Genomic DNA, 26,958 nt, shown 5'->3' on the forward strand with positions numbered 1-26,958 from the left:
CCGGCCTTTCCGTTTTGTTCGGAGGTGCGATGACGGCGGCGGGGAGCGGCGCAGCATCGATGTGCGTGCCGCATTCCGGCCGTCGCAGGCAGGCCGCGCGCCGGATGCACTAAACTTGCGGGAATTTTGCATCGCAGCGCCCGGGCCGACGCCCGCGCGGCGCGACGATGCGGCGACTCGCGGGCCGGCGCGGGCGCCCGGCGCCCGTGTGCGTCCGGGGCCCGCGCCGGCCGATTTTTCCCGACCCATGACGACCCGAACCGATTCCGCCTACCTGCTCGGCGACCTGCTGAAGAACGTTTCCCGCTCCTTCTACCTGACGCTGCGCGTGCTGCCCGACGGCATGCGCGACCCGGTCGGGCTCGCGTACCTGCTCGCGCGCGCGGCCGACACGATTGCCGATACCGCGCTCGTCGCGCCCGATCGCCGGGCGGCGTTGCTGACCGACCTGCGCGACGAGGTCGAGCGGCTCGGCGACGGCGCGGCGCTGTCGCGTTCGCTCGACGACGTGACGCGGATGCAGACGGATTCGCACGAGCACGTGCTGCTCGGCTCGATGGAGCCGATGCTCGCGCTGCTGCGCGCGCAGCCGGACGCCGACCGCGCATCGATCCGCAAGGTCGTCGCGACGCTGACTTCGGGCATGGAATTCGACCTGCGCACGTTCCCGGACGAACAGTCGGGGCAGGTCGCGTCGCTGCCGACACGCGACATGCTCGACCGCTATACGTACCTCGTCGCGGGCTGCGTGGGCGAGTTCTGGACCGACATGACGGGCGCGCACACGCGTGCCGCGCGCGGCTGGGATTTGCCGGGCATGCGCGAGAAGGGCATCCGCTTCGGCAAGGCGCTGCAGATGACCAACATCCTGCGCGACTGCGCGAAGGACCTGCGCATCGGCCGCTGCTACCTGCCCGACGACGTGCTGCGCACGCACGGGCTCGGTGTTGCCGACCTGATGCAGCCCGACGCGTCGGCGCGCGCGCGCGGCGTGCTGGTCGACCTGCTGCGCATCACGCTCGACCAGTATCGCGATGCATGCCTGTATACGCTCGCGATTCCGCGCCGCTTCGTGCGGCTGCGGCTCGCGTGCCTGTGGCCGATCATGATCGGCCTCGAAACGCTCGAACTGCTGGCCGGCCACGATGCGTGGCTCGACCCGGCGAAGCCGGCCAAGGTGCCGAGAAAACGCATCTACCGGATCATGGCGTCGTCGCTCGTGCTGGTCGGTTCGAACACGGCGATCCGTGCGCGGATGACCGCGCTCGCCGATGCGGTGAACGCGCAGCTTGCCTTGCCGGCATTGCGTTGAATGTCACCGGCGCACCGCGCCGGCATCGTCCTTCGGCCCGCGTTCGCCGGGCCGCTCCCGTCCGATCTCCCGCGCGCGGACTGAAACGTTTTCATGATTTCGTTTCTCGAAATGTGGCTGTCATGAACGTCAGCGATCCTGCGCGGCGGCGTGAATCGCGGTGTCAGCTGCGATCGCGCATTTGTAAGATGATTTTTGCCGAAGGCGTCTGACGACATGGGGCGGTCGCGTTGCACCCGTAAAAATGTAAAGCTAGGGTTTTCACCGGGAAATGCCGGAAATGCCCGCCGCGTAAGCGTTTTCAGGTGTTATGTAACTGCTTGGTGAACCCGCGCGTTGCGTCGATCATACGATGACCGACTGCGCGTGTTGGGAAATAATCGGTAATCCGTCAGAATTGCCCCGGCATGTACTCGCACATGTGTCAGTCATAAAACCACACCAGAAAAGAAATCATTCTTTGAGGACGGAGAATCAATGAAAAAGCGCGTCGCTTTCGCCATGACGGCAGCGGGCCTTGCAGCCGCTACCGCCGCCCACGCCCAGAGCAGCGTGACCCTGTACGGTATCGTCGATAACGCCATCGCTTGGCAGAACAACTCGTCGGCAGTCGGCGCGACCACGGGTGGTCACTCGAAGGTGCAGATGGCCACCGGCATTTGGGCAGGCAGCCGCTTCGGCCTGAAGGGCAGCGAAGATCTCGGCGGCGGCACGAAGGCGATTTTCCAGTTGGAAGCCGGCTTCAACGCGAACAACGGCTCGTCGCAGTGGGCCAACGGCATCTTCACGCGTCAGGCGTGGGTCGGTCTGTCCAACGCAGCGTACGGTACGCTGACGGCGGGCCGCCAGTACACCGCGTACTACACGCTGCTGTCGCCGTATAGCCCGACGACCTGGCTGACCGGTTATTACGGCGCGCACCCGGGCGATATCGATTCGCTGGACACCAGCTACCGCGCGAACAACTCGCTCGTCTACATGTCGCCGAAGTTCTACGGCTTCACGGTCGGCGGTTCGTATTCGCTCGGCGGCGTGGCAGGCAGCTTCAACCGCGGCTCGACGTGGAGCGCGGCGATCCAGTACCTGAACGGCCCGGCAGGCATCGCGGTCGGCTTCCAGAAGGTCAACAACTCGACGCTCGGCGGCGGCGTGTGGGGTGACAATTCGACGGTCACGAGCGGCGGCCAGCCGGCCGTGTCGTCGATTAACAGCGGCTACCAAACGGCGCAAACGCAGCAGCGCCTCGGTGTGACGGCCGGCTACCAGTTCACGCCGGCATGGGACGTGTCCGTGTCGTACACGAACGTCCAGTACGTGCCGGGAGTCGGTTCGGCGTTCCGCAACACGGCGATCTTCAACACGGCAGGCGCCGTGCTGCACTGGAAGGCAGCGCCGCAGTGGGACTTCGCGGCAGGCTACTCGTACACGGCGGCAACGCAGTCGAACGGCATCTCGAGCGCGGCCAAGTACCACCAGGTCACGCTGTCGCAGTACTACAGCCTGTCGAAGCGCACGGGCCTGTATGCAGTTGAGGCTTACCAGCACTCGACCGGCAACACGCTGAACAAGGCTGGCGGCATCCAGGCAGCAACGACCTCGATCGGCGACGGCGTGGGCGCAGGTTCGAAGCAGAACCAGATCGCTGCAGGCGTCGGCCTGATCCACCGCTTCTGATGTCGCGCGGCGCGCGAGCGCCGCTTACGGCACGCGGTATGAAAAGCCGGCCTTCGGGCCGGTTTTTTTATTGGCGGCGCGCGTTGTGTTTATTGCGGGTTCCGTCATAGGCGGCATCGAACGGAAGCGGGCGGCGACGGAAGCCGAGCTCGACAAGCGCACCGCTCACGCGGTGCATGGCGTGCAGACCGGCGGTGTTCGGCCGGTGCCAACGCCATCCTGCCGGTCACTTCGCCGCATCATCCATCCAGCTTCCCGCCAGCGCCTGAAACAGCGCCGCCGTATCGGCAAGCCGATCGGCCTGCGCGCGAGTGCGGTCGAGCGCCGTCTGCAGCGTCTGCCGCTGCGCGTCGAGCAGGTCGAACGTGCTGATCCCGCCCGCCGCGTAACGGTCGCCGGCAATCGCGTTGCGTGCCGCCGCTTCCTGCACGGCCGTGTCCCGCGCCTGCAGCTCGGTCGCATCGTGCTCGACCGCGCGCATCGCGTCGGCTACCTGCTGAAGCGCCTGCAGCACGGTTTCCCGATAGCTCGCGAACGCGGCGTCGTACGCCGCTACGGCCGCACGTTTCTTCGCGCGCAGCTCGCCGCCGTGAAAGAGCGGTTGCGTCAGACCTAGGCCGACGTTCCACACATTCAACCCGCTCACGATATCCGCGATGCGCGTGCGCTCCGAGCCGATCCCCGCCGAAATCGAAAAACGCGGATACAGGTTCGCTGTGGCGACGCCGACGTTCGCGCTCGCCTGGTGCAGCACGGCTTCCGCCGCGCGGATGTCGGGCCGTTCGCGCGCGAGCGTCGACGGCAGCGTGACGGGCAGCGTGCGCGGCAGCACGAGTGCATCGAGCGCGAGGTCGGGCAGCATGACGCTGGACGGCGGCGCGCCGAGCAGGATCGCGAGCCGGTGGCCGGCCTGCGCGAGGCGGGCTGCGAGCGGCGGCAGCGATGCCTGCGTCTGCGCGAGCAGCGCGCGTTGCGCATGCACGTCGGCCTGCGACACGCCGCCCGCCGCGAAGCGCGCTTCGACGATGCGCAACTGCCGTGCCTGCGCGTCGACCAGCTGCTGCGTGAGCGCGACCTGCTGCGCGAGCGACGCGCGCAGGATCGCGGTGGCGACGACGTTGCCCGCGAGCGTCAAGCGTGCGGCGTCGAGCGTGTACGCCTGATAGTCGACCTGCGCGCGCAGCGCTTCGAGCGCGCGCCGGTTGCCGCCGAACGCGTCGAGCACGTACGACACGCTGACCGACGCGTCGTACAGCGTGAACGGCCCCGGATTCGGCACGTTGCCCGGCAGCCCGAACGCGGCGATGTCGACCTTCTCGCGCGTGGCGGACAGGTTCGCGTCGACACGCGGCAGCATCGTCGCGCCGGCTTCGGCCGCGTGGTTCTGCCGCGCTTCGTCGAGCCGCGCGCGGGCCTCGGCGAGCGTGGGGCTGTTTTTCCACGCGGTGTCGACGAGCCGATTCAGCGGTTCCGAACCGAATTGCGTCCACCAGCGTTGCGGCGTGTGCGCGGCCGATGCGAACGTCTGCGCGCCGCCGGCCGGGCCGCCGGCGGCCGCCGTCGTGACGGGCGGTTTATCGCGCGTGTATTGCTGCGTGGCCGGCGCGTCCGGCATGCGGAAATCCGGCCCGACCGCGCAACCGGCGACGAGCAGCGCAGCGGCGGCCAGCGTAAAGCCGCGGGCAGCGAGGGAGGCGCGATGCGAAGCCGGTTTCATCGTGCGGCACCTAATCGAGCGTGCGCCGGTAGAAGCGCAGCGCGATGCTCATCACGACGACGGTGAACAGCGCGACCGGCCACACGGACGGCCACAGGTCGGCCCAGCCGTTGCCCTTCAGCAGGATGCCGCGCACGAGGCGGTTGAAGTAGGTGAGCGGCAGCAGGTTGCCGATGAACTGCGCCCACTTCGGCATCCCGGCGAACGGGAACATGAAACCGGACAGCAGGATGTTCGGCAGGAAATAGAACACGGCGAGCTGCATCGCCTGCAACTGGTTCTGCGCGAGCGATGAAAGCGTGATGCCGACCGTCAGGTTCGCGGCGATGAACAGCAGCGCGGACAGGTAGATCGCGAACACGCCGCCGACGAACGGCACGACGAACACGAACCGCGCCGCGACGAGGATGATCGACACCTGGATCAGCCCGATGAACACATAAGGGACGATCTTGCCCGTCATCACCTCGAGCGGCCGCACGGGCGTCGCGAGCAGGTTCTCCATCGTGCCGCGCTCGCGTTCGCGCGTGATCGCGAGGCCCGTCATCATCACCATCGTCATCGTCAGGATCACGCCCATCAGGCCCGGCACGACGTTGTACTGCGTGATCCCTTCCGGGTTGTACAGCCGGTGCAGCACGACGTCGAACGCGGCCGGGCGGCCGTTCAGGTGCGCGAGCGGCCCCGTCAGGTCCTTGTTCGCGACGGGCTGCACGAGGCCCGGCAGCGCGCCGATCGCCGACGCGGTTGCGACGGGGTCGGTCGCGTCCGCCTCGACGAGCAGCGACGGACGCTCGCCGCGCAGCAGCCGCCGCGAGAAATCGGCCGGCACGCTCAGCACGAACTGCACGTCGCCGCGGGCGAGCGCATGCCGGCCGGCCGCTTCGTCGGGCAGCGTCTCGACGATGTCGAAGTACGCGGAATTGCGCATCGCGGCGATGAAGCTGCGCGCGAACGGGCTCGAATCGGCGACGATCACCGCGGTCGGCAGGTGCTTCGGATCGGTGTTGATCGCGAAGCCGAACAGCGCGAGCTGGATGATCGGCACGCCGACGATCATCGCGAACGTCACGCGGTCGCGGCGCAACTGCAGGAATTCCTTCAGCACGATGCTCCACCAGCGCGCGACCGAGAACGATTCGCGCAGGCCCGCCCACGCGTTCATGACGATGCTCCGCCGGGCGGCCCGGATGCGCGGCCCATCATGTAGATGAAGACGTCCTCGAGCCCGGTGTCGATCGGTGCGACCTGCAGCGACGCATCGTCGCTCGCGACCCTCGCGAGCGTCGCGTCGAGCGCGGCGCGATCGCGGCCGCTCACGTGCAGCGCGGAACCGAACACGACGGTTTGATCGACGCCCGGCATCGTGCGCAGCCGCGCGGACAGTTCGGTCAGGTGCTCGCCGGTGATCGTGCGGGTCGACAGGTGCTGCGATGCGACGATCTCCGCCGACGTGCCTTGCGCAAGCAGTTCGCCGGACGCGATATACGCGAGCTTGTGGCAGCGCTCGGCTTCGTCCATGTAGTGCGTGCTGACGAGCACTGAAATCCCTTGCGCGGCCAGCCGGTGCAGTTCCTCCCAGAAGTCGCGGCGCGCGGCCGGATCGACGCCGGCGGTCGGCTCGTCGAGCAGCAGCAGTTCGGGTTCGTGCAGCATGCACGCGGCCAGCGCGAGGCGCTGTTTCCAGCCGCCCGACAGTGCGCCCGTGAGCTGGTCCGCGCGGCTCGCGAGGCCGAGCCCGTCGAGCGCGCGCGCGACGGCCGCCTTGCGGTCGGGCATCCCGTACACGCGCGCGACGAAATCGAGATTCTCGCGGATCGACAGGTCTTCCCAGTACGAGAAGCGCTGCGTCATGTAGCCGACGTGCCGCTTGATCTGCGCGCTGTCGCGCACGATGTCGTAGCCGAGGCAGGTGCCGCTGCCCGAGTCGGGCGTGAGCAGGCCGCACATCATTCGGATCGAGGTCGTCTTGCCGCTGCCGTTCGGCCCGAGAAAGCCGAAGATCTCGCCGCGCGCGACGCGCAGCGAGACGTCCTTCACGACGTGCTTGTCGCCGAAGCGCTTGTTCAGGCGATCGACGTCGATCGCGTACGGAGCGGCCGGCGCGTTCATTGCACCCTCACGGCGACGGGCTGGCCCGGATGCAGCTTCGACGCGTCGGCGACGGCGGGGCGCGCCTCGATCATGAACACGAGCTTGGTCCGGCTCTCGTTGCTGTAGATCACGGGCGGCGTGTATTCGGCCTCGCTCGACACGTAGGTGATGCGCGCAGGCACGTCGGCCGCGCAGCCGTCGCAGCGGATCGCGACCGCGTGCCCCGGCGCGAGCGATGCGATGGCGGCTTCCGGCACGAAGAAGCGCACCTTCAGGTTCTGCGGCGGCAGCATCTGCACGACCGGATTGCCGGCCTGCACCCATTCGCCGACGCGGTACAGCGTGTCGTACACGCGTCCGGCGGCGGGTGCGGCGACGCGCTTCTGGTCGAGCTTCCATTGCGCTTCGGCTACTGCGGCCTGCGCGGCGTCGACCTGGGCGGCCTGCGCGGCGACCTGCTGCGCGCGGCCCGGCAGGCGCGCGACGTCGACCTGCATCTGCAGTTCGTGCATCTGCGCGGCGGTGGTTTGCGCGGACGTGCGCGAATCGTCGAGCTGCTGCTTCGACAGGCCGCCGGCCGCGTACTGGCGTTCGTCGCGCGCGAGTTGCGCGGCGGCCCGTGCGGCCTGCGCGGTGGCCTGCACGAGCTGCGCCTGCGTGACGGCGACTTCCGGCGGACGCTTGCCGGTCTGCAGGTCGGCGAGCTGCGCACGCGCCGCGGCGAGCTGATGCTGTGCCTGCAGCAGCGCGGCCGTTTCGTTCGCGGCTTCGAGCGAGAACGCGGGCGTGCCGGCGGCGACGGCCTGGCCGCGTGCGACCGACAACTGCGTCAGCGTGCCCGATTGCGACGACGACAGGTACACGAATTCGCCTTCGACATAACCCTGGTAGGTCGCGCCATTGTCCGTCGACCGTCCGCAACCGGCGAGCAGCGCGACGGTGGCGAGCGCGAGCGGCAGCGCGCGGGCCGCGTTCACGACGGCCTCCGCGGCGAGCGCGTCCGCGCACGCGGAGCGGCGGCCGGCGGCCGCAGGCCGGAACCGAGCAGCGCGCGGACGTGCCGGTGCAGCACGTCGCGATCGATCGGCGGCAGGCCGCGTGCGCTTTGCCACAGCTTCGCGGTCGCGAGCGGCAGCATCACGAGCGCGATGATCGAATGGAACAGGAACGCGGGTTCCAGCGCGGGGTTCAGCGTGCCGGCCTGCTGCGCGGCACGGATGCGTTCGGCGAAACGCCCGACATGCTCGAGCGGAATGCGCCGGACCATCCGCTCGCGCAGCAGCCCGCCTTCATGGACGATCTCGCGCAGCCAGATCGACGGCAGCCACGGCATGCGATGCGTGACGTCGAAGAAGCGGTCGACGAGTTCGGCGACGAGCGCGAACGGATCGTTCTCGATCTGCGGCTCGGTCGGCCGCCACACGAACGCGATGACCTGCGCGAGCCGTTCCTCGACGATCGCGTCGAGCAACTGCTCGCGGTTCGTGAAGTAGTAGTGGACCATCGCGGACGTGACGCCGGCGGCGGCGGCGATCTGCGCGACCGTCGTCGCGGCGATGCCGTGCTCGGCGAACAACTGCATCGCGACGTCGAGCATGTGGTCGCGCAGGTCGAAATCGTCCACCGACGGGCGGCGCCCGCGCGGCCTGGCGACAGTGGATTTCGCGTTCATGCAGACGACGCTAATTGATGAGTTAGTTAATTTCAAGGAAGGGTTTTCGCCGGCGTTGATCGAGATCAGACGCGCGTCGAATGGCGGCGCGGACGAGCGGGAAAGCAGCGCGTGCGGCCGAAGGCCGTGTGCCGGCGGCGGAGTGTAGGGAGCGGCTAATGGGGAAATGGCGAGGGGAAACGGCGGGGGGAACAGCGGAGGGGAAACAGCGGAGGGGAAACAGCGGAGGGGAAACAGCGGAGGGGAAACAGCGGAGGGGAAACAGCGATAAGCGGCGGAGAAGGCAGAGAAACTGCACGGAACCGGAAGGAAAACCGGTCGCGAAACGGAGGCACGGACCGCAACGGCACGCGCCCCCGAAACGTCGTCACTGATCGATCGGCGACTTCAGCGGCTCGTGTTCGCCGGTCAGACCGAACACGACGAGCTGCGCGGGCTCGGTCGCACTCGCGTTGCGCGACACCTGGTGACGCGAGCCGGGCGCCTCGTACCAGCCTTCGCCGGCTCGGTAGCGATGCAGCGGGCCGCCGTTCACCTGCGACAGCACTTCGCCTTTCGACACGACCGCGAACACCGAGCCGAGGTGCCGGTGCGCGTCGGAAGCCTGGCCGGGCGCATAGTCGACGGTCGCGACGACGACGAGCTTGCCCGGCGCTTCGGGCACGGCCTGCTGCATGATCGCGTGCACGTTGTCGCCGGCGTCGTGCGCATGGGCGGCGGCCGGCAGCGCGGCGCCGAGAGCGAGCCCCGCGCACAGGGCGGCTCGCTTGAGCGTGGAGCGGATCATCGTCGTCCCCTTACTCGGGCATCTTGCGGAACGCGATCGCGAAGCGGTTCCATGTATTGATCGTCGCGATCAGCATCGACAGGTCGAACAGCTCCTCGTCGCTGAAGTGCGGCTTCACGGCCTCCCAGACGGCGTCGGGTACGTGATTGCTGGCCACCAGCGTCAGCGCCTCGGTCCATTCCAGCGCCGCGCGCTCGCGCTCGGTGAAGAACGGCGTTTCGCGCCACACGACGACGGTCGCGAGACGACGGTCGGTTTCGCCGCCCTTGCGCGCGTCGCTGGTGTGCATGTCGACGCAGAACGCGCAGCCGTTGATCTGCGACGCGCGCAGGCGGACGAGTTCGGCGAGCGGCTTCTCGATCGTGCTTTTCGCGATGAAGTCCTCGGCGTTGCGCATCACCTTGATCGCATTCGGGCTGGCGGTATAGAAGTTCAGGCGCGGTTGCATGGCAGGTCCTTTTTCGGTTGGTGCGCACGGTGGTGCGACAGGACCCACTTTAAGACCCGGATTGGCCTGCTTGAATAGCCAATTCTATGGAAATTCAGGTAACCAGTGCCGGGACACCGAAACTGCCCGAACCCAGCAGCCCGGCCAGCTTCGCGAGCGCCGCATCGATGCGCAGCGCGTCGATCCCGCCATAGCCGAACAGCAGCCCCGCGCGGACCGGCACGCCGACATGGAACGCCGAGATCCCGTACAGGCCGATGTCCTTCTCGCGCGCCGCGCGGACCAGCGCCGCTTCGTCGAGCCCCGGCTTCAGGTGCGCGGCGAGGTGGATGCCGGCGGTCGGCACGATCGCGTCGAACCACGGCGCCAGTTCGCCGCGCAGATGCGCGATCAGCATCTTGCGGCGCGCATCGTAATGCTTCTGCACGCGCTTCAGGTGCCGCGCGAAATCGCCTTCGAGCATGAAGCGCGCGAGTGCCGCCTGCGTCAGCGTGCAGGTGTGCCAGTCGACGATCTGCTTCGCCTTGGCGAGCGCGCCGCGCAGCGCACGCGGCGGAATCGCGTAGCCGATCCGCAGTTCGGGAAAAATCGTCTTCGAGAACGTGCCGACGTACGCGACGAGGCCCGTGCGGTCGAGGCTCTTCAGCGATTCCACGGGCCGGCCTTCGAAGCGGAACTCGCCGTCGTAGTCGTCCTCGATGATCACCGCGCGGCGGCGCTGCGCCCATTCGAGCAGCGCGATGCGCCGCTCCAGCGTCATCGGCATCCCGAGCGGGAACTGGTGCGACGGCGTCACGTAGACGAGGCGCGCTTCGTCGGGCAGCCGTTCCGTGACGAGGCCGTGCGCATCGACCGGCACGCCGATCACCGTCGCGCCGAGCGACGCGAACGCGGCGCGTGCCGGCGGATAGCCCGGGTCCTCGACCGCGACCACGTCGCCGGGCCGCACGACGACGCGCGCGAGCAGGTCGAGCGCCTGCTGTGCGCCTTGCGTGACGAGCACGTCGTCCCAGCTGCAAGCGACCGCGCGGCTGAACGCGACGTAGCGCGCGATCGCGCCGCGCAACTGCGGATCGCCGGCCGGGTCGTGGTACTGGCCGGGGCCGCGCGCCTGCTGGCGTAGTGCATGGTGTAGGCAGCGCCGCCACGCGTCGAACGGGAACAGCGTCTTGTCGGTCACGCCGCCGCGGAAGTCGAAGCCGGGCGAATCCTGCGGCGCGGGCATCGCGAGCGCGTCGGGCAGGTCGTTCCACAGCGCGCGTGCGTCGACCGCGTCGATGCGCGGCGTGGCCTCGACGAGCGACGGCGCCGACATGGCCGCGGCGTGCGGCACGCGCGCGAGGCCGTCGGCGACGAACGTGCCGTCGCCGGCACGCGTATTCAGGTAGCCCTCGGCGACGAGACGCTCGAACGCGTCGAGCGTCGTCTTGCGCGATACGCCGAGCTGCTTCGCGAGATCGCGCGTCGACGGCAGCCGCGCGCCGCCTGCCAGGCGCCCGTCGACGATCGCGGTGCGCAGTTGCCGGAAGATTTGCCCCGTCAGGTCGTGACGGCCTTCGATGCGGATCGCGATGTCCATCGCAGTGGTTACCTCGATTGATGCTGTTTTGCCGGAATCGGTGTGCCGCTAGTATGCCGCCGGCGCGCGGATTCGGGTTGGCGGGATGTTGTGTCCGATGCGGTGCGAGAGCGGCGATCGAGCGTGCGAAACCGGCGAAACCGGCGGGCCATTCGAGCGGAACACCGAGTGAAGCGACGTTCGCCCGACACCTGCCCGCCCATCCGCCACATCGAACGCCGTCCGATTGGACCGCCGCCCGCCGCTGCCTTACGATCCACGGGAGCCACGACAATCCCAGACCCACCCCGAACCGGAGCGACCCCATGCTGTCCGAAGACGAACTTGCGCTGCTCGATGCGATCCGCGCGACCGGCAGCCTGTCGCGCGCCGCCGCGCGGCTCGGCAAGGCGCCGTCGACCGTGTCGCACGCCGCGCGCCAGCTCGAGACGCGTTTCGACGCGCTGCTGTTCGACCGGCGCGGCTACCGCCTGCAGCTCACGCCGGCCGGACAACTGCTGGCCGACGAAGCGGCGCGGCTGGCGCTGGACGTCGCGCGGCTGACCCAGCGCGTGCGGCAGGTCGCGAGCGGCTGGGAGGACCGGCTATGGATCGTCAGCGACGAGGTGCTGGAGTTCGACACGCTGCTGCCGGCCGTCCGCGCGTTCGACGCGCTCGATTCGGGCGTGTCGCTGCGCTTCACGCACGAGGTGCTCGGCGGCACCTGGGAAGCGCTGCGCGACGGTCGCGCGGATCTGGTGGTCGGCGCGACCAACGAGCCGCCGGCGATCCCCGGCTTCAAATGGTTCGAGCTGGGTGCGATGGAGTGGGTGTTCGCGGTGTCGCCGCGCCATCCGCTTGCATCCGCGAGCGACGCGCTGACGCGCGACGCGATCGGCGCGCATCGTGCGGTCGTCGTCGCCGACTCGTCGCGGCGCGCGGCCGGCCGCGCGTATGGCCTGCTTGGCGGACAGGCCGTGCTCGCGGTGCCGTCGATGCGCGCGAAGATCCTCGCGCAGCGCGACGCGCTCGGCGTCGGCTGGGTGCCGCGCCGGCGCGTGGCGTCGCTGCTCGCGCGCGGCGAACTCGTCGAGAAACAGACGGCCAACCCGCGCGAACCGAACGTGCTGTATGTCGCATGGCACGGCGATCGCGACGGCCGCGCGCTGCAATGGTGGCTCGAGCAACTGCGCGAACCCAGACTCGCGCAGCGCCTGCTCGACGGGATCGACGTGACCGGTTGAGCATGGAAAAGGGGGCGAATCGCCCGCTCAAACACGTTCGACGATTTCGAACATGTTCGCCGCGCGCGTCGTACGGCAATACAGGTCGCCGCGCGCATCCTGTGTTCACGGTCAACTCACCGGTTCACAGGAGAACATCATGCAACGCTTCGAAGGAAAAACGGTCCTCGTCACGGGCGGCAACAGCGGCATCGGCCTGGCCGCCGCCAAGGCATTCGCAGCCGAAGGCGCGCGGGTCATCATCACCGGGCGCGACGCGCAGACGCTGGAAGCCGCACGGCAAACGCTCGGCGAAGGCGCGCTCGCGATCCGCAACGAGGCCGGCAGCGTCGCGTCGGCCCGCGCACTGGCGGACGCGATCGCCGCCGCGGGCGCGCGGCTCGACGCCGTGTTCATCAACGCGGGCGTCGCGAAACTCGCGCCGTTCGCCGACAGCGACGAGGCGATGTGGGACCTCGTGTTCAACACCAACGTGAAGGGCGCGTATTTCCAGATCCAGTCGCTGGTGCCGCTGCTGAACCGCGGCGCCTCGATCGTGATCAACGGCTCGATCAACGCGCATATCGGGATGCCCGGCTCGTCGGTGTACGCGGCGAGCAAGGCGGCCGTCAATTCGTTCGCGAAGACGCTGTCGACGGAACTGCTGCCGCACGGCGTGCGCGTGAATGTCGTGAGCCCGGGGCCGGTTCAGACGCCGCTGTACGGCAAGCTCGGGCTCGATGCTGCAACGCTCGACGAGACGGCCGAGAAGATCAAGGGCCTCGTCCCGGTCGGCCGGTTCGGCACGCCGGACGAAATCGCGTCGACGGTGCTGCACCTCAGCGCGCCGGAATCCGCGTTCATCGTCGGCGCGGAGATCATCGCGTCGGGCGGGATGGGATTGCTCTGAGCCGCAACACCGGCGGGGACCGCACCGGCCGGCGCAACGCCGCGCGGACGGTCCCCGTCACATGCGGGAAGGGCGACGCTCTCGAACCGCACCTATCGCATCTATCGCACCTATCGCACCTATCGCACCTATCGCACCTATCGCACCTATCGCGTCGTGCAGGCGTTACGCGTATCGCCGCCGGCTTCGAGCTGCGTCACCGTGAGCCCCGAGAACGTCGCGCGGCCGTGCTCGGCAAACACCGCGACGCGGTCCGCGTCGAGCGGCGGAAAGATCAGGTCGGTGAGCGTGACGCGGCCGCCGTTCGCAAACACTTCGACCGACCCACGATCGACGACGATTTCGAGCCGCAGTTGCCCGTGTTCGAGCGGCAGGTCGACGATGTGCTCGCGGCTGAACGTGCCGGCGAAATTCGCTTCGCCGGACTGCGAGCGGTCGAGCGTCAGCGTGCGTTTCGCCGTGTCGTACACGATCCGCGTGCCGGTCGTGCCGTCCGCCGAGCGCCGGACGATCAGGCCCGCGCGTGCCGCGCGCTGCGGCGCAATCGTCACCGTGATGCGTTGCACGACGCCGCGCGTCGCAGCCGACAGCTCGCGCGTGGCGGACTCGACCGCGAGCTCGCCTTCGTGCACGGCGGGCCGGCCGTCCGCCCACGCGTCGAACGCGGCGGCCGGCGCGGCGACGAGCCGGGGTTCGCCGTCGATCGTCTTCAGCGCCAGCTCGCGCGGCAGGGTCGTCGCGCCGCGCCACGGCGTGGTCGGCACTTTCGCCGCGTAATCCCAGTTGCTCATCCACGCAATCGCGACCGGCCGAGTGCCGGGCGCGCCCGAGAAGGTGCCTGCGGCATAAAAGTCGGCGCCGTGATCGACCCAGCGGAATCGGGCGGGATCGGAACCGGCCGGCGCGACGCGATCGGGCGTGAACGTGCGGCCGTCGAAGTCGCCGACGAAATACATCGCGCCCGAGCCGCCCGCGATCGACCACGGATTCACATTGACGATCATCACCCACTTGATGTGTCGGGGATCGCCGTCGAGCGGCAGCGGCACGAGGTCGGGCATCTCCCACAGTGCGCCTGCATGCGGCACGTCCGGTAACGTGAAGTCGCTCAGGAACGACCAGTGGATCAGGTCGTCGGAGCGATAGAGCTTGACGACCTGAGCATCGGCGACGACCGTCGTCATCAGCCAGTAGTGCCCGGGCGCGTACCACGACACCTTGGGGTCGCGGAACTGCTTCGATTCGGGATCGAGCGTGAGCACGGGGTTGTGCGCATAGGGCTGCCACGTCGCGCCGTGGTCGACGCTGTACGCGAGCGACTGCGCCTGCGTGCCGGGCGCGTGGCCGGAGCCGTCCTTGTAGACGCTGGTGTAGAGCGCAACTAGCGGCGTCTTGCCTGGCGACCCGAGGCCCGACGTGTTGTGCGTGTCGGCGACGATCGAGCCGGAGAAGATTTCCTCGGTGGCGTTCGCGCGCATCGCGACCGGCTGCTCGCGCCAGTGAACGAGATCGGTGCTGGTCGCGTGGCCCCACGACATGTTGCCCCAGTCGTTGCCGAGCGGGTTGTACTGATAAAACAGGTGGTAGCGGCCGTTGTCGTAGACGAGCCCGTTCGGATCGTTCATCCAGTTGCGCTGCGGCGTGTAATGCAGCGCGGGGCGCCATTGCGGCGTGCCGTTTTCGGTCGATGCAGCGCAGGGCGCGGCGGCGGCCTGCGTGCAGGCGGCGCCCGCCGCACAGGCGAGCAGCAGCCGGGCGATCCGGAAGGAAAAGCGGAAAAACATCGATCTCATGCGGGGTTCCGTGCTTCGGCGCGCGAAGCGGGAAAGGAGGGCGCGTGCCGCTTGCAAAGGCGGCACGCGCGATCTGCGGAAGAAAAAAAGCGGCGCGCACGCGACACGCGCGATATGCGCCGCTTCAGCGCTTGCGGGCGGTGCCCGCCGCGGCCGTTACGGACCCGTTACGGGCGGGTGCCCGGGCCGTCGTTGTGGTCGGCGCCCGTCGCCGGCAGGTTCGCCGGGATGTCGCCGTAACCGCCGAGCCCGCCGCGTCCGTACGCGCGGTCGACCGCCGTCGACGTGCCGTTGATGTTGACCTTCACCGTCGGCGCGAGCGTGCCGCCGCGCCGCGGGCCGATCGCATCGATGAACGACTCGACGAGCCCGCCCGGCATCACGTAGTGCGAATACGACTGGAATTCGCGCGGGTTTTGATTCGGATCCTGCGAATACGGCGCGCCGGCCGGTGCGGAGAAGTCGGTCGGGTTGCCGAGCACGAGGCCGCTGCCGCCGTTCAGCGGCAGGAAGTCGCTGCGGATGCCGTTGCCGACGAAGCCGTACACGCCGTCCGGCCCGTCGACGCCTGCGGCCATCGTCGTACGGTGGCTAATCGTGAACAGGTAGTACTTGCCGTCCTTCAGGTAGATCTGCGGGCGCTCGGTCTGGTCGTCGACGCAATTCGCCGACAGGATCGGCGGCAGGAACTTCCATTCCGTCAACTGCGGGTTCGTCGCGACCGCGAGGCCGACATTGGCCTTTTGATACACTGCGCCCGAATTCATCACCGCGTTGAGATCTTCCTTGTACGGATCGTTCGGCGCGTAGCCGAGATCGGCCTCGTTGCAGGTGCGTGCGCCGCGCTGGCCGCCCGTATTGCCTTCGAACACCATGTAGGTCTTGCCCGGGTGCGCGGGATCGGTGAACACGAACGGATCGCGGAACGAGAAGTAGGTATTCTGCTGACCGGTCTGGTAGTAGTTGCCGTCCGGCTGCAGCAGCGCCTTGTGATCGTCGAAGCCGCTGAACCACACGTGCTTGTCGTCGGCGTGGATGTGGCCGTCGGCACGCGTGATGATCGCCTGCGGAGGCGTGATGTCGGCCCCGCCGGGCGCCGAGCGGTTGAACGACGTCGCGGTGTAGTAGAGGCTGACGTTGTCGCCGTGCGTGAGGCGCGCCGAACCCGACCATTCGGCGTTGTTGGTCATCGGCGCGGTGCCGAACACCTTGGCGCTCGCGCCGTCCGGGAACAGGTGGCCGCCCCAGGTCCAGCCGCCGTTCGCGGGGCGCTGCGACGCGGGGACGCCCGCGCGGCGGTAGAAGAAGCCGATGCGCGCGTGGACGTGGCGGTCATCGAACGTGTAGCCCGCGTGCGGATCGGCGGTGAGCGAGAAGATCACCTCCCAGCCCTTGTAGCTGAGCTGGTTCGCGCGCAGGTCGGCCAGCGGCCAGGTATCCCAGACCCACACGTTCGAGTTGATCAGCGGGAAATCCTGCGGGATGTCCGGCATCGTCAGCGCTTGCGGCAGCGAGTTCCTGTCGGCGCCGGCCGTGTGCGACTGTGCGACGATCTGGCGGATGTCCGCGCGGGTCCAGCGCATCGTGAAGTTGCCTTCGGGATCGTAGGCCTGCTGCGTATGCGGCGTGGGCGCGGGCGCGCCGGCGCTCTGCGCGTGCGTGACGGACGAAGCGGACGCGAAGGCGGCCAGTGCCGCGCCAGCGAACAGCAAACGTTTGGCCGCAGTCGCGCGGCAAAAGGGAAAGTGTGTCATCTCGGCGTTATTTCAATTGACGGTGAAAGGGAACGGCTGAAGGTGGCATCGATGTCCAAACCGGTTTGGATACTATTTCAAACCGGTTTGGAACGCAAAAGATATTTATTTGGCGGTAATGCTTACCAAATGGAAATAATTACCCGATTAAGGTGTTCGGGCATCCGGGCGGCCGGCCGGACCGGCGAAAACAAGGAGCGACGGTGAAGGTGAACCTGAAGGCACTATCGGATGCGCTCGGGCTGTCGCGGACGACGGTCAGCCGTGCGTTGAACGGTTACGACGACGTCAGCGAGGCGACCCGCGAGCGCGTGGCGAAGGCCGCCCGGGAAATGGGCTATGTGGCGGACCCGACCGCGCGCCGGCTCGCGACCGGGCGGGCGGACGTGATCGGGATCGTCTATCCGTTCGGTGCAGGCGATCTCGGCGATCCGCGTTTCGGCGAGGTCGTCGCGGGCATCACCGAGCGGCTGGCCGAGCGCAATCTCGATTTCATCATCGCGTCGGCGCGGCCGAATGCGGAACTGGACACCTATCGGCGGATCGTCGACGGCAAGCTCGTCGACGGGCTGATCGTCGCGCGCACGCTCGTCGACGATCCGCGCATTGGGTACCTGCAGTCGAACGCGTTTCCGTACGTCGCGTACGGCCGCACGCAAACGGCCGCGCCGTATGCGTGGTTCGATTTCGACAACGAGGCGGGTGCGCGCGATGCCGTCCGCCGGCTGATCGGTTTCGGGCATCGGCGCATTGCGATGATCAGCGCGCCGCTGGCGCTGAATTTCGCCGCGCAGCGTCGCGCCGGCTATCTGTCGGCATTGCGCGAGGCCGATATCGAGCCGGATCCGGCGCTGCTCGTCGAGTGCACGTTTACGCACGACGGCGGGCTGCAGGCCGCGCGGGCGCTGCTCGCGCGCGCCGAGCGGCCGACGGCGCTGCTGGTCGACAACAACATCGCGGGCGGCGGCGCGTTTCGGGCGTTCGCGGACAGCGGGTTGCGGCTGGGGCAGGACATCTCGCTGATCGTCTACGACGGCGTGCCGCCGGACATCGCGCATCCGCATCGCGTGACGGCCGTCATCCAGCCGACCGGGCACGCGTCGGGACGCGCGCTGGCGGAATTGATGCTGAGACGGCTGGACGACGGTGTGCGCGAGCATCGACTCGAGGCGCCGGTAATCGAGGCCGGCGATACCGACGGTCCGTTGCGCGGCTAGCCGGCGCGACGGGCCCGGGCGGGGCGCGATCGGTGGCGGACGTTGCCGGATCGCGCCCGGCCGAAAAGGCCATGACGGCGACAGGGGCGAATGGCCATTTTCTAGACGACTGGTCTAATCCGCGGATATCATCCGTCCCGTGAATGCGACGACGTCCGCTGACGCGTGCCAACGAAGACGCGAAATTGCCATTTCGCGCTGCGATGCCGATCGTGCAGCGACCGCCGTCGTTTTATTTGGGATTTTTCTAGACGACTGGTCTAATAGGCGCGTACGGCATTCGGATACGCGAGTCGCACGTTGACGCGCCATAGCGGACTAACCGACAGGCGCACCGTGCCGACCGCCCCCGGTTGCACGGCCCCGTTCCCCCCATTTTCGAAGGAGTTTCGATCATGAAGATTCTGGTTGTCCTGACCTCGCACGACACGCTCGGCGACACCGGCAAGAAGACCGGCTTCTGGCTCGAGGAACTGGCCGCGCCGTACTACGCATTCAAGGATGCGGGCGTCGAGCTGACGCTGGTTTCGCCGAAGGGCGGCCAGCCGCCGCTCGACCCGAAAAGCAGCGATCCGTCCGCGCAGACCGATGCGACGCGCCGCTTCGACGCCGATCCGGCCGCCAAGGCCGAACTCGCCTCGACGCGCAAGCTGACCGACGTGTCGGCCGACGACTACGACGCGGTGTTCTACCCGGGCGGCCACGGCCCGCTGTGGGATCTCGCCGAGGATCTGCATTCGATCGGCCTGATCGAACGCACGCTCGCGGCCGGCAAGCCGGTCGCGGCCGTCTGCCATGCACCGGGCGTGCTGCGTCACGTGAAGAACCCGGCAACCGGCGAATCGGTCGTGCGCGGCAAGCGCGTGACGGGCTTCACCAACAGCGAGGAAGCGGCCGTCGAGCTGACGGAAGTCGTGCCGTTCCTCGTCGAGGACATGCTGAAGACCAACGGCGCGGAATTCGAGCGCAGCGCCGACTGGGCGCCGCATGTCGTCACCGACGGGCTGCTGATCACGGGGCAGAACCCCGCGTCGTCGGCGCCTGCCGCCGAGGCGCTGCTCGCGAAGCTCGGCCACCGGTAAGCACCTGGCGCCGGCCGGGCCGGCGCCGTTCCGTATCCGTCGCCGGGCGCAGCCGCGCCGACGACGGCCCGCATCGTTCTGCCGTGCGCGACGCGCGGCGAGTTCCCGGTCATTTCGTAGAACCAAGCAAAGGAGTTGTGGATGTCTGCCCTGTTCGAACCGTTCAAACTCAAGGATGTCACGCTGCGCAACCGCATCGCGGTGCCGCCGATGTGCCAGTACGTCGCCGAAGACGGCGTCGTCAACGACTGGCATCACGTGCATCTGGCCGGCATCGCGCGCGGCGGCGCGGGCCTCGTGATCGCGGAGGCGACGGCCGTGTCGCCGGAAGGGCGCATCACGCCGGGCTGCGCGGGGCTGTGGAACGATGCGCAGGCCGAAGCGTTCGCGCCGTCGGTCGCGGCGATCAAGGCGGCCGGCTCGGTGCCCGGCATCCAGATCGCGCACGCGGGCCGCAAGGCGAGCGCGAACCGTCCGTGGGAAGGCGACGACCATATCGCCGACGGCGATCCGCGCGGCTGGCAGACCATCGCGCCGTCGGCCGTGCCGTTCGGCGCGCATCTGCCGAAGGTGCCGCGTGAAATGACGCACGACGACATCGCCCGCGTGCAGGCCGACTTCGTCGCAGCGGCGAAGCGCGCGCGCGACCTGGGCTTCGAATGGCTCGAACTGCACTTCGCGCACGGTTATCTCGGCCAGAGCTTCTTCTCGGTGCATTCGAACCGGCGCGACGACGAATATGGCGGCACGGCCGAGAATCGCGGCCGTTTCCTCGTCGACACGCTCGCGGCGGTCCGCAAGGTATGGCCCGAGCATCTGCCGCTGACCGCGCGCCTGGGCGTGATCGAATACGACGGCCGCGACGAAGAGACGCTCGCCGAGTCGATCGCGCTCACGCAGCGGATGAAGCGGGAAGGGCTCGACATGCTGAGCGTGTCGGTCGGCTTCTCGACGCCCGACGCACGGATTCCGTGGGGCCCGGCGTTCCTCGCGCCGATCGCCGAGCGCGTGCGCCGCGAGGCCGGGCTGCCGGTGTCGTCCGCGTGGGGGATCGACACGCCGCAACTGGCGAACCGCGTGGTTGCCGAAGAACAGCTCGATCTCGTGATGGTCGGCCGCGCGCATCTGGCCGATCCGCACTGGCCGTACTACGCGGCGAAGCAGCTCGGCGTCGAGCGCCCGTCGTGGACGCTGCCCGCGCCGTACGCACACTGGCTCGAGCGTTACCGGATCGCCGACAAGGTGGCCTGAGCGGGCGCGGCAGCGTAGCGCCGGGGCGGCCCGCGCATGACGCGCGACGCCGATCCGGTGCCGATGGATAGAATGGCGGTTCGTGCAGGCCGGTTGCCTGCGCGAACCGCCATTTTTCCATTTCGACAGAGGTGCCATGGACGCACATGTGCCGTCGTCTCCCGAGTCCGCCGCTCAGCCGCGCGCGCAGCAGATCGCTCGCGTCGCGCTGTATGCGGCGCTGCTGGTGCTCGCGCTGTGGGTGATCCGCGATTTCATTCCCGCCATCGCGTGGGCCTGCGTGATCGCCATCGCGATGTGGCCGCTGCTGAAACGCTTCGAATCGCACCGGCTGTTCCGCAACCGGCCAACGGTCAACGCGCTCGTCATCACGGCGGCGGTCTCGCTGCTCGTCGTGCTGCCGATCGCCGTCGCGGCAACCCAGGCGATCGGGCAGGCGCACGATCTGCGCGAGTGGCTGCGTACGATCCAGGACAACGGCATTCCGCTGCCCGAGGTCGTCGGCCGGCTGCCTTACGGGTCGGCGCAGATCACCGAATGGTGGCAGGCCAATCTCGGTCATCCGCTGCATGCGGCCAGCGCGATGCACGGCGTCAACAGCGAGAAATTCCTCGCGTTCGGCCGGCAGTTCGGCACGAAGCTCGCGCATGCGCTGCTCGAATTCGGCTTCATGCTCGTCACGCTGTTCGTGATCCTGCGCGCGGGCCACAAGCTGTCGGGCGCATTGCTGCAGGGCGGGCAGCGCGCGTTCGGGCGCAACGGCGCGGAACTGATCGAGCGCATGGTCAAGGCCGTGTACGGCACGGTGACGGGGCTCGTCGTCGTCGGGCTCGGCGAGGGTGCGCTGCTCGGCGTCGCCTATGCGCTCGCGGGCGTCCCGCATGCGGCGCTGCTCGGCCTCGTCACGGCGATTGCCGCGATGCTGCCGTTCTGCGCGCCGATCGTGTTCTGCGGCGCGGCGCTGTGGCTGTTCGTGCAGGGCGCGACGATGTGGGCCGTCGTGGTGGCGGTGCTCGGTTTCGTCGTCGTGTTCGTCGCCGAGCATTTCGTGCGGCCGGTGCTGATCGGCAGTTCGGCGCGGCTGCCGTTCCTGCTCGTGCTGTTCGGCATCCTCGGCGGTGCCGAGACGTTCGGCCTGATCGGCCTGTTCGTCGGCCCCGCGCTGATGACGGTGCTGACGATGCTGTGGACCGAATGGATTGCGTGACGATGCCCGCCGTCGCGCCGATTCGATGGATCGGCGCGGCGGGATGGGTGCGCGTGCAAGCATGCGCCGGCCGCAACGATCGGCAACGATTCGGCTTGCACGCGCGGCATGCCGGGCAGGGGTTTGCATACGGATCTCTACATTTCTTTTCGATCCGGACCCAAAGGTCTAGTAGCATGGGGTTTTCGATCACGCCGGCATGGCGCAGCAGAATTCCCCAAGCATGCGATTGATTTCGATGTCCCGTCCCGCGGCGACGCTGTCCCTGGCGGCCGGCTGCCTGATGTTGCACGGCTGCGCGTGGTTCGACCCGTGGCTGCCGTTCTCGTATTCGCGTACGCCGCTCGCGCGGGCCGCATCGCGGCATGGCGCGACGCGCGCCGATGTCGTGCGCGCCGGCGGCAACCCGCGCAGCGTATGGATGGTCCGCAACGGCAGCGGCGTCTGCTACAACTACTTCATCGAGCACGGCAACGATCACCGGCCTTACTTCGTCGTATTCGACAAGGCCGGCGTCGTCACGCAATACGGCTTCGATACCTGCATGGACGCCGATCGAAAGGGCACGCTCCAGCCGGACAAGGCCGCTTCGCGCTAGCGCGGCGGCGTGCGCCGCGCGTGAGCGGTCAGGCGAGCGTGTCCACCACGCCGCCGTCGACGCGCAACGCCGCACCCGTGGTCGCCGAAGCCTGCGGCGAGCATACGTACACGACCAGGTTCGCGACTTCCTCGGGCGTCGCCGGTCGCTGGATGATCGAGCTCGAGCGATGATCGCGCACGAAATCCACGGCCACGTCTTCGATACTGCGGCCCGTTTTGTCCGCCGTTTCCTTCAGCAGCGCACGCACGCCTTCCGACAGCGTCGGCCCCGGCAGCACCGAGTTGACGGTCACATGGGTGCCGGCCGCGAGCTTCGCGAGGCCGCGCGCGATCGACAGTTGCGCGGTTTTCGTGAACCCGTAGTGAATCATGTCGACCGGGATGTTCAGGCCCGATTCCGATGAAATGAACACGACGCGCCCGGCGTTGCGTTCGATCATCCCCTTCAGATAATGCCGCGCGAGCCGCACGCCGGACATCACGTTCATCTGGAAGTAATGTTCCCATTCGGCGTCGTCGATATCGAAGAACGCCTTCAGGCCGTAGATGCCCGCGTTGTTGACGAGGATGTCCGCATCGGGCGTGTGCTGCGTGACGCGCGCGACGCCGGCCGCGTCGGACAGGTCGGCGGCGACGCCGTCGAAGCTCGCGTCGGGCACGGCGGCGCGCAGTTGCATCAGCGCGGACTGCACCGATGCGTCGCTGCGGCCGTTGACGACGACGCGCGCGCCGGCGCGTGCGAGCCCTTCGGCGATCGCGAGCCCGATGCCGGCGGTGGAGGCGGTGACGACCGCGGTCTTGCCTTTCAGATCGATGTGCATGAGCGTGACGGGAGAGGAGTGAACGGGAACCGCCGCGCGTGTCGCGGCGGCCGGATTTCAAAGCTTAGGCGAAACGGCGCGATTCGGCTCCGAAGCTGCAACGTGCCGGTTGCATCGGCCCGCACAGTCTTGTACGGTGAGCGTTCGCCGCCCGAACCAGGAGCCCGCAGCGTGAGCCGTACCGCCAACCGATCCGCCGTACCGTCGCCGTTCTGGCGCGATGCCGCGCTGCCGTTCATCGAGGCGCGCACCGTCGACGACGGGCGCGCGATCTGCTACGTGAAGCACACGCACGACACGTTTTCGCTGGGCGCGATCGTCGGCGGCACGAGCACCTACGTGAACGGCGCGACGAACGAACACGTCGGGCGCGGCGTGCTCGTGATCATCGATCCGGAGCAGGTTCACGCGTGCAATCCGTATGGCCCCGACGCATGGGCGTACCGGATGGTCTACGTCGACGTTCCATGGCTCGCGCGGCTGCAGCATTCGCTGGGTCGCGATCCGAACGGCGATTTTCACGGCTTTTCGCCGAAGTTGACGGAGCGGCGCGACCTGTTCGCGCAATTTGGCGGCTTCTACCGCACGCTCGTGTCGCCCGGCATCGATCCGCTCGGCAAGGAGAGCGCGGCGGTCGAATTCTTCACGCAACTGCACGGTGCGCTCGATCGCGAGCTGCCCGGCATGCGCCCCGCGGACGACAACGCAAAACTCGCACGTGCGGCCGACTACATCGCCGCGCATTGCCGCGAGGGCATCACGCTCGATGCGATCTGCGCGGCGGCGGACCTGTCGCCGTCGTACCTGATCCGCGCATTCAACGCGCGCTACGGGATGACGCCACATGCGTTCCTGATCGATCGCCGCGTGCAGTACGGCCGCACGGAGCTGCGCCGCGGCCGGCCGATCGCCGACGTCGCGCTCGACGCGGGCTTCGCGGACCAGGCGCATTTCCAGCGCGCGTTCCGGCGGATCGCGGCCGCGACGCCCGGGCAGTATCGTAGCGCCGCGAGTTGAGCGGCGAACCGTGGGGCGGTGGCGGCGTCGCAGACCGCAGACCGGCGACGGCCCGTATCATCGGTCGCCGGCGGCACCGGCGCCGTGACCACACACCGAAGCAACGGCACTAAACGTCGAGCAGATAAAGCGCGCTGCCCGCGAGCAGCAGCGCCATCGCGCGGTTGAACAGCCGCATCCGCCGCGCGTTCGCGAGCCGGTGCCGCAGCGATGCGCCCGCATACGCCCAGCACGCGATCGACGCGAAACAGATCACCAGATACAGCGCGGCGAATAACCAGACCTGCGCGCGGTCGCCATCGGCCGCATACGCGCCCATCGCGGCCACGCACGCGAGCCACGCCTTCGGATTCAGCCACTGCATTGCCGCGCCGGCCGCCGCCGACGGGCCGGCCACGTTCGGGTCGGCCGACAGCCGGCCGTCGTCGAGCGCGAGCCGCAGCGCCATATAGAGCAGGAACGCGATTCCCGACCACTGCGTGGCGGTCGTCAGCACGGGCCAGCGCACCAGCGCCGCGTGCAGCCCGAGGCCGATCAGCAGGAACAGCGCGACGAAGCCGAGCGTCGCGCCGGCCGCATAACGCAGGCTCGCGCCGAGACCGTGGCGCGCGCCCGCACTGAGCGCGACGATGTTGACGGGACCGGGCGTGATCGACGACGCCAGCGCGAACGCGGCCATCGAAACCAGCATGCTCATTGATTGCCTCCATGCGAATGTCAAAGTCGCATCGAGACTAAAGAAGCCGCGCGTGTCCGTATTGAAGAAAACTGCCCTCGGCGGCGCTGCCGGGATTCACGTAACGCCGAACCGGGCACAGTGCTCACCGGCGCTCGAAAGTCGTTGGACCCGGGCGTTGCAACCGAAGGCATCGAGTCTCGCGTCACGGATGAGCGGCCGTCGCGAGCGCGTCGAACGCGTCAGCTTTCGGAAGCTGCAGCCACGACTCCGGGCCCGCATCGATTTCCTCGACCGTCAGCAGGCACGCATCGAGTTCGCGACGCAACCGGTCGTGATCGATCGACTGCCCGATGAACACGATTTCCTGACGACAATCCCCTGCCGGCTCCTCCCATTTTTTCAGCACGCCATCGCGACGATAGTCGTCGTGCGGCCAGTCCGACTGCGGGATGAATCGCCACCATCGCCCAACGTACCCCCACTGGAACGCTCCGCCCGTCTGCACGAGCATGGCGATCTCGGCATAGCGGTGCGCAGCCCAGACATAGCCCTTGCAGCGAAGCAGTCGGCCGTTGTCCCACGGACGACGCAGCCATGCGAGCAGTCGCGCCGGATGAAACGGCGCACGTTCGCGATAGGTCCACGACGCGATCCCGTACGCATCCGATTCCGAGGGGCGTTCGTCGATCTGCATGCGCTGCATCCATCCCGGCGATTCGACGAGCGCCGGCAGATCGAAGCGCCGGGTATCCAGCACGTCTGACGGATCGACCTTGCCGTGCTGCATCGGCAGGATTCGCGCAGATGGATTCAGCGACGCAAGAATCGCACGCAGCCGGTCGAAACCCGCGTGGCCGATCCGGTCGAGACGGCTCACGAGGATCACGTTCGCGTATTCGACTTGCTCGAGCAGCAGGTCCGACAGCTTGCGCGGCGGACCGGAATTGCTGTCGTTCGCGAGCGTCGCGTCGTGCGCGACCGGTTCAGCCGGCGCGATCATGTCCTCGAACGTCTCGCCGTCGACCACCGTGACGAGCGTGTCCAGGCGCGCCAGTTCGCTAAGGCTGAAACCGTCCCGATCGAGAAACGCAAACGTCTCCGCGACCGGCATCGGCTCCGAGATGCCGGTCGATTCGATCAGCAGATAATCGAAGCGGCGCTGCCGCGCCAGCGTGCTGATCTGCTCGAGCAGGTCGGCGCGCAGCGTGCAGCAGATGCAGCCGTTGCTCATCTCGACCAGTTCGTCCTCGCCTCGATGCAGCTCGACGTTGCGCCGCACATCGTCGGCATCGACGTTCACTTCGCTCATGTCGTTGACGATCACGGCGACCTTCAGTCCTGCGCGATTGCGAAGGATATGGTTCAGCAACGTCGTCTTCCCGGCGCCGAGGAAGCCGGACAGTACTGTGACCGGAATCCTCGGGCCAGGCGCGGCCGGCGTTCCTCGATTCTCCGGCGTCGTCATGCGCTCTGCGCGGACGCGCGATCCAGGTAGCCTTCGAACAGGTCGACCACGACGTAGCCGTCGTCGGCGGCGTCGCCCCACAGATCCTTCACGCGGAACTCGACATGGTAGGTCGGCTGATGCGCGGCGCCGGTGTCGCCGTGGCCGATCGCGTCCGGGAATGGCCACGATTCGGTCGTCCGGTGCAGCACGACACCTTCCTTGCCGCGAACGTAGCCCGGCGCGCGGACGTGTCCGTTGACGTATTCGTCGCGAACGACGACGCGCTCGCCGACCTCGAACCGCGTCGATTCGGGCGGTGCCGCTCGGCCCCCGGATTTCGGCGGGTTCGCGAGCCGGAAATGCGAACCGAGCGCGCGGTCGAGTTCATCCTGCGTGAGCACGCCGGTTTCGACGAGCAATGTCGCCGTCGCGATCACGTAGCGCTCGTAGTAGCGCGTGCCGACGTGCTGGCGTACGTCGATGCGTTCGACCGCGTGACGTACCTCGTCGACGCTGAATTTTTTCAGTTGGTCCACGCCGACGAACATCAGGCTGTACGCGAGATGTTCCCAGTCTTCCTTGAAGACCGGCTTGTAGCCGAGACTGTTGATGGTATGCGGCACCGGGCCGAAACCCTGGAATCCGCCGAGGTCGTGAAAGCCGTCCATATGTGATCTCCGAGATGAAGGTCGAGA

General features: G+C 68.1%; 24 protein-coding genes. 10 read left to right on the top strand and 14 right to left on the bottom strand.

All coding sequences use genetic code 11. The annotated features are described in order from the left end of the window. Positions 1-247 precede the first annotated feature (247 nt). Both KVT39_RS00640 and KVT39_RS00645 read left to right on the top strand, forming a co-directional pair. Positions 248-1,312, top strand: coding sequence for a phytoene/squalene synthase family protein (locus tag KVT39_RS00640; protein ID WP_217586943.1), 1,065 nt, complete (start codon positions 248-250; stop codon positions 1,310-1,312). Positions 1,313-1,789: 477 nt separating this feature from the next. Beyond that, positions 1,790-2,986: a porin gene (locus KVT39_RS00645; protein WP_034179651.1), complete on the top strand. Its 1,197-nt coding sequence runs from the start codon at positions 1,790-1,792 to the stop codon at positions 2,984-2,986. 226 nt (positions 2,987-3,212) lie between these two features. Here KVT39_RS00645 and KVT39_RS00650 read toward each other — a convergent pair whose 3' ends face one another. The 8 genes from KVT39_RS00650 to KVT39_RS00685 form a co-directional block, all read right to left on the bottom strand. Continuing rightward, positions 3,213-4,703 (bottom strand): efflux transporter outer membrane subunit, encoded by a 1,491-nt coding sequence (locus KVT39_RS00650; RefSeq protein ID WP_217586945.1) that lies wholly within the window; start codon positions 4,701-4,703, stop codon positions 3,213-3,215. A gap of 10 nt (positions 4,704-4,713) precedes the next feature. Further along, a complete protein-coding gene (locus KVT39_RS00655; RefSeq protein WP_131948358.1) occupies positions 4,714-5,868 on the bottom strand; it encodes an ABC transporter permease in 1,155 nt (384 codons plus the stop codon). Next, positions 5,865-6,815: an ABC transporter ATP-binding protein gene (locus KVT39_RS00660; RefSeq protein ID WP_217586947.1), complete on the bottom strand. Its 951-nt coding sequence runs from the start codon at positions 6,813-6,815 to the stop codon at positions 5,865-5,867. The genes KVT39_RS00655 and KVT39_RS00660 overlap by 4 nt, the downstream gene beginning before the upstream one ends. Next, positions 6,812-7,774, bottom strand: a complete 963-nt coding sequence (locus tag KVT39_RS00665) for an HlyD family efflux transporter periplasmic adaptor subunit (protein ID WP_217586949.1) — start codon at positions 7,772-7,774, stop codon at positions 6,812-6,814. The genes KVT39_RS00660 and KVT39_RS00665 overlap by 4 nt, the downstream gene beginning before the upstream one ends. Then, positions 7,771-8,469 carry a TetR/AcrR family transcriptional regulator gene (locus KVT39_RS00670; protein WP_034179646.1) on the bottom strand — a complete coding sequence of 233 codons (699 nt, stop codon included), beginning with the start codon at positions 8,467-8,469 and terminating at the stop codon, positions 7,771-7,773. Before KVT39_RS00670 ends, KVT39_RS00665 begins: the two co-directional genes overlap by 4 nt. A gap of 367 nt (positions 8,470-8,836) precedes the next feature. Continuing rightward, entirely contained in the window at positions 8,837-9,256 is a 420-nt protein-coding gene (locus tag KVT39_RS00675; RefSeq protein ID WP_131948361.1) for a cupin domain-containing protein, read from the bottom strand. 10 nt (positions 9,257-9,266) lie between these two features. Beyond that, positions 9,267-9,704: a carboxymuconolactone decarboxylase family protein gene (locus KVT39_RS00680; protein WP_034179644.1), complete on the bottom strand. Its 438-nt coding sequence runs from the start codon at positions 9,702-9,704 to the stop codon at positions 9,267-9,269. Positions 9,705-9,798: 94 nt separating this feature from the next. Next, a complete protein-coding gene (locus KVT39_RS00685) occupies positions 9,799-11,283 on the bottom strand; it encodes a PLP-dependent aminotransferase family protein (protein WP_217586951.1) in 1,485 nt (494 codons plus the stop codon). Positions 11,284-11,588: 305 nt separating this feature from the next. On the opposite strand from KVT39_RS00685, the gene KVT39_RS00690 reads away from it, so the two are divergent. Together KVT39_RS00690 and KVT39_RS00695 are read left to right on the top strand one after the other, a co-directional pair. Further along, entirely contained in the window at positions 11,589-12,506 is a 918-nt protein-coding gene (locus KVT39_RS00690; protein WP_217586952.1) for a LysR family transcriptional regulator, read from the top strand. A gap of 139 nt (positions 12,507-12,645) precedes the next feature. Beyond that, on the top strand, positions 12,646-13,395 hold the full coding sequence (locus KVT39_RS00695; RefSeq protein ID WP_217586954.1) for an SDR family oxidoreductase: 750 nt from the start codon (positions 12,646-12,648) through the stop codon (positions 13,393-13,395). 146 nt (positions 13,396-13,541) lie between these two features. Here KVT39_RS00695 and KVT39_RS00700 read toward each other — a convergent pair whose 3' ends face one another. Then, positions 13,542-15,188, bottom strand: coding sequence for a glycoside hydrolase family 32 protein (locus tag KVT39_RS00700; RefSeq protein ID WP_217586962.1), 1,647 nt, complete (start codon positions 15,186-15,188; stop codon positions 13,542-13,544). A gap of 167 nt (positions 15,189-15,355) precedes the next feature. Then, positions 15,356-16,942, bottom strand: coding sequence for a glycoside hydrolase family 68 protein (locus KVT39_RS00705; protein ID WP_034179639.1), 1,587 nt, complete (start codon positions 16,940-16,942; stop codon positions 15,356-15,358). A gap of 203 nt (positions 16,943-17,145) precedes the next feature. On the opposite strand from KVT39_RS00705, the gene KVT39_RS00710 reads away from it, so the two are divergent. The 5 genes from KVT39_RS00710 (at position 17,146) to KVT39_RS00730 (ending at position 22,297) form a co-directional block, all read left to right on the top strand. Beyond that, positions 17,146-18,159, top strand: coding sequence for a substrate-binding domain-containing protein (locus KVT39_RS00710; RefSeq protein ID WP_217586972.1), 1,014 nt, complete (start codon positions 17,146-17,148; stop codon positions 18,157-18,159). Positions 18,160-18,554: 395 nt separating this feature from the next. Continuing rightward, on the top strand, positions 18,555-19,241 hold the full coding sequence (locus KVT39_RS00715; RefSeq protein WP_034179637.1) for a type 1 glutamine amidotransferase domain-containing protein: 687 nt from the start codon (positions 18,555-18,557) through the stop codon (positions 19,239-19,241). Between the two features lie 141 nt (positions 19,242-19,382). Further along, positions 19,383-20,492, top strand: a complete 1,110-nt coding sequence (locus KVT39_RS00720; protein WP_131948368.1) for an NADH:flavin oxidoreductase/NADH oxidase — start codon at positions 19,383-19,385, stop codon at positions 20,490-20,492. A gap of 136 nt (positions 20,493-20,628) precedes the next feature. Beyond that, positions 20,629-21,699, top strand: coding sequence for an AI-2E family transporter (locus KVT39_RS00725; RefSeq protein ID WP_175748473.1), 1,071 nt, complete (start codon positions 20,629-20,631; stop codon positions 21,697-21,699). Positions 21,700-21,922: 223 nt separating this feature from the next. Further along, on the top strand, positions 21,923-22,297 hold the full coding sequence (locus KVT39_RS00730; RefSeq protein ID WP_051983619.1) for a hypothetical protein: 375 nt from the start codon (positions 21,923-21,925) through the stop codon (positions 22,295-22,297). 28 nt (positions 22,298-22,325) lie between these two features. Here KVT39_RS00730 and KVT39_RS00735 read toward each other — a convergent pair whose 3' ends face one another. Then, entirely contained in the window at positions 22,326-23,120 is a 795-nt protein-coding gene (locus KVT39_RS00735; protein ID WP_034179633.1) for an SDR family NAD(P)-dependent oxidoreductase, read from the bottom strand. A 171-nt stretch (positions 23,121-23,291) separates the two neighbouring features. Between KVT39_RS00735 and KVT39_RS00740 the strand changes: the two genes are divergently transcribed. Continuing rightward, positions 23,292-24,137, top strand: coding sequence for an AraC family transcriptional regulator (locus tag KVT39_RS00740; protein ID WP_034179632.1), 846 nt, complete (start codon positions 23,292-23,294; stop codon positions 24,135-24,137). A gap of 109 nt (positions 24,138-24,246) precedes the next feature. On the opposite strand, the gene KVT39_RS00745 is transcribed toward KVT39_RS00740, so the two are convergent. The 3 genes from KVT39_RS00745 to nthB all read right to left on the bottom strand — a co-directional run bounded on the left by KVT39_RS00745 (position 24,247) and on the right by nthB (position 26,931). After that, positions 24,247-24,834, bottom strand: a complete 588-nt coding sequence (locus KVT39_RS00745; RefSeq protein WP_034179631.1) for a LysE family translocator — start codon at positions 24,832-24,834, stop codon at positions 24,247-24,249. A 184-nt stretch (positions 24,835-25,018) separates the two neighbouring features. After that, complete coding sequence (locus tag KVT39_RS00750) at positions 25,019-26,281, bottom strand: GTP-binding protein (RefSeq protein WP_051983618.1); 1,263 nt, start codon at positions 26,279-26,281, stop codon at positions 25,019-25,021. Further along, a complete protein-coding gene (gene nthB, locus KVT39_RS00755; RefSeq protein ID WP_217586974.1) occupies positions 26,278-26,931 on the bottom strand; it encodes a nitrile hydratase subunit beta in 654 nt (217 codons plus the stop codon). Before nthB ends, KVT39_RS00750 begins: the two co-directional genes overlap by 4 nt. Positions 26,932-26,958 lie beyond the last annotated feature (27 nt).

Source organism: Burkholderia sp. GbtcB21 (genome assembly GCF_019091065.1).
Lineage (GTDB): Bacteria > Pseudomonadota > Gammaproteobacteria > Burkholderiales > Burkholderiaceae > Burkholderia > Burkholderia pyrrocinia_C.

Excerpts from the sequence above, each read along its gene's own strand:
- KVT39_RS00640 (WP_217586943.1), top strand. The coding sequence starts at position 248 with ATGACGACCCGAACCGATTCCGCCTACCTGCTCGGCGACCTGCTGAAG.
- KVT39_RS00645 (WP_034179651.1), top strand. The coding sequence starts at position 1,790 with ATGAAAAAGCGCGTCGCTTTCGCCATGACGGCAGCGGGCCTTGCAGCC.
- KVT39_RS00650 (WP_217586945.1), bottom strand. The coding sequence starts at position 4,703 with ATGAAACCGGCTTCGCATCGCGCCTCCCTCGCTGCCCGCGGCTTTACG.
- KVT39_RS00655 (WP_131948358.1), bottom strand. The coding sequence starts at position 5,868 with ATGAACGCGTGGGCGGGCCTGCGCGAATCGTTCTCGGTCGCGCGCTGG.
- KVT39_RS00660 (WP_217586947.1), bottom strand. The coding sequence starts at position 6,815 with ATGAACGCGCCGGCCGCTCCGTACGCGATCGACGTCGATCGCCTGAAC.
- KVT39_RS00670 (WP_034179646.1), bottom strand. The coding sequence starts at position 8,469 with ATGAACGCGAAATCCACTGTCGCCAGGCCGCGCGGGCGCCGCCCGTCG.
- KVT39_RS00675 (WP_131948361.1), bottom strand. The coding sequence starts at position 9,256 with ATGATCCGCTCCACGCTCAAGCGAGCCGCCCTGTGCGCGGGGCTCGCT.
- KVT39_RS00680 (WP_034179644.1), bottom strand. The coding sequence starts at position 9,704 with ATGCAACCGCGCCTGAACTTCTATACCGCCAGCCCGAATGCGATCAAG.
- KVT39_RS00685 (WP_217586951.1), bottom strand. The coding sequence starts at position 11,283 with ATGGACATCGCGATCCGCATCGAAGGCCGTCACGACCTGACGGGGCAA.
- KVT39_RS00690 (WP_217586952.1), top strand. The coding sequence starts at position 11,589 with ATGCTGTCCGAAGACGAACTTGCGCTGCTCGATGCGATCCGCGCGACC.
- KVT39_RS00695 (WP_217586954.1), top strand. The coding sequence starts at position 12,646 with ATGCAACGCTTCGAAGGAAAAACGGTCCTCGTCACGGGCGGCAACAGC.
- KVT39_RS00700 (WP_217586962.1), bottom strand. The coding sequence starts at position 15,188 with ATGAGATCGATGTTTTTCCGCTTTTCCTTCCGGATCGCCCGGCTGCTG.
- KVT39_RS00705 (WP_034179639.1), bottom strand. The coding sequence starts at position 16,942 with ATGACACACTTTCCCTTTTGCCGCGCGACTGCGGCCAAACGTTTGCTG.
- KVT39_RS00715 (WP_034179637.1), top strand. The coding sequence starts at position 18,555 with ATGAAGATTCTGGTTGTCCTGACCTCGCACGACACGCTCGGCGACACC.
- KVT39_RS00720 (WP_131948368.1), top strand. The coding sequence starts at position 19,383 with ATGTCTGCCCTGTTCGAACCGTTCAAACTCAAGGATGTCACGCTGCGC.
- KVT39_RS00725 (WP_175748473.1), top strand. The coding sequence starts at position 20,629 with ATGGACGCACATGTGCCGTCGTCTCCCGAGTCCGCCGCTCAGCCGCGC.
- KVT39_RS00730 (WP_051983619.1), top strand. The coding sequence starts at position 21,923 with ATGCGATTGATTTCGATGTCCCGTCCCGCGGCGACGCTGTCCCTGGCG.
- KVT39_RS00735 (WP_034179633.1), bottom strand. The coding sequence starts at position 23,120 with ATGCACATCGATCTGAAAGGCAAGACCGCGGTCGTCACCGCCTCCACC.
- KVT39_RS00745 (WP_034179631.1), bottom strand. The coding sequence starts at position 24,834 with ATGAGCATGCTGGTTTCGATGGCCGCGTTCGCGCTGGCGTCGTCGATC.
- KVT39_RS00750 (WP_051983618.1), bottom strand. The coding sequence starts at position 26,281 with ATGACGACGCCGGAGAATCGAGGAACGCCGGCCGCGCCTGGCCCGAGG.
- nthB (WP_217586974.1), bottom strand. The coding sequence starts at position 26,931 with ATGGACGGCTTTCACGACCTCGGCGGATTCCAGGGTTTCGGCCCGGTG.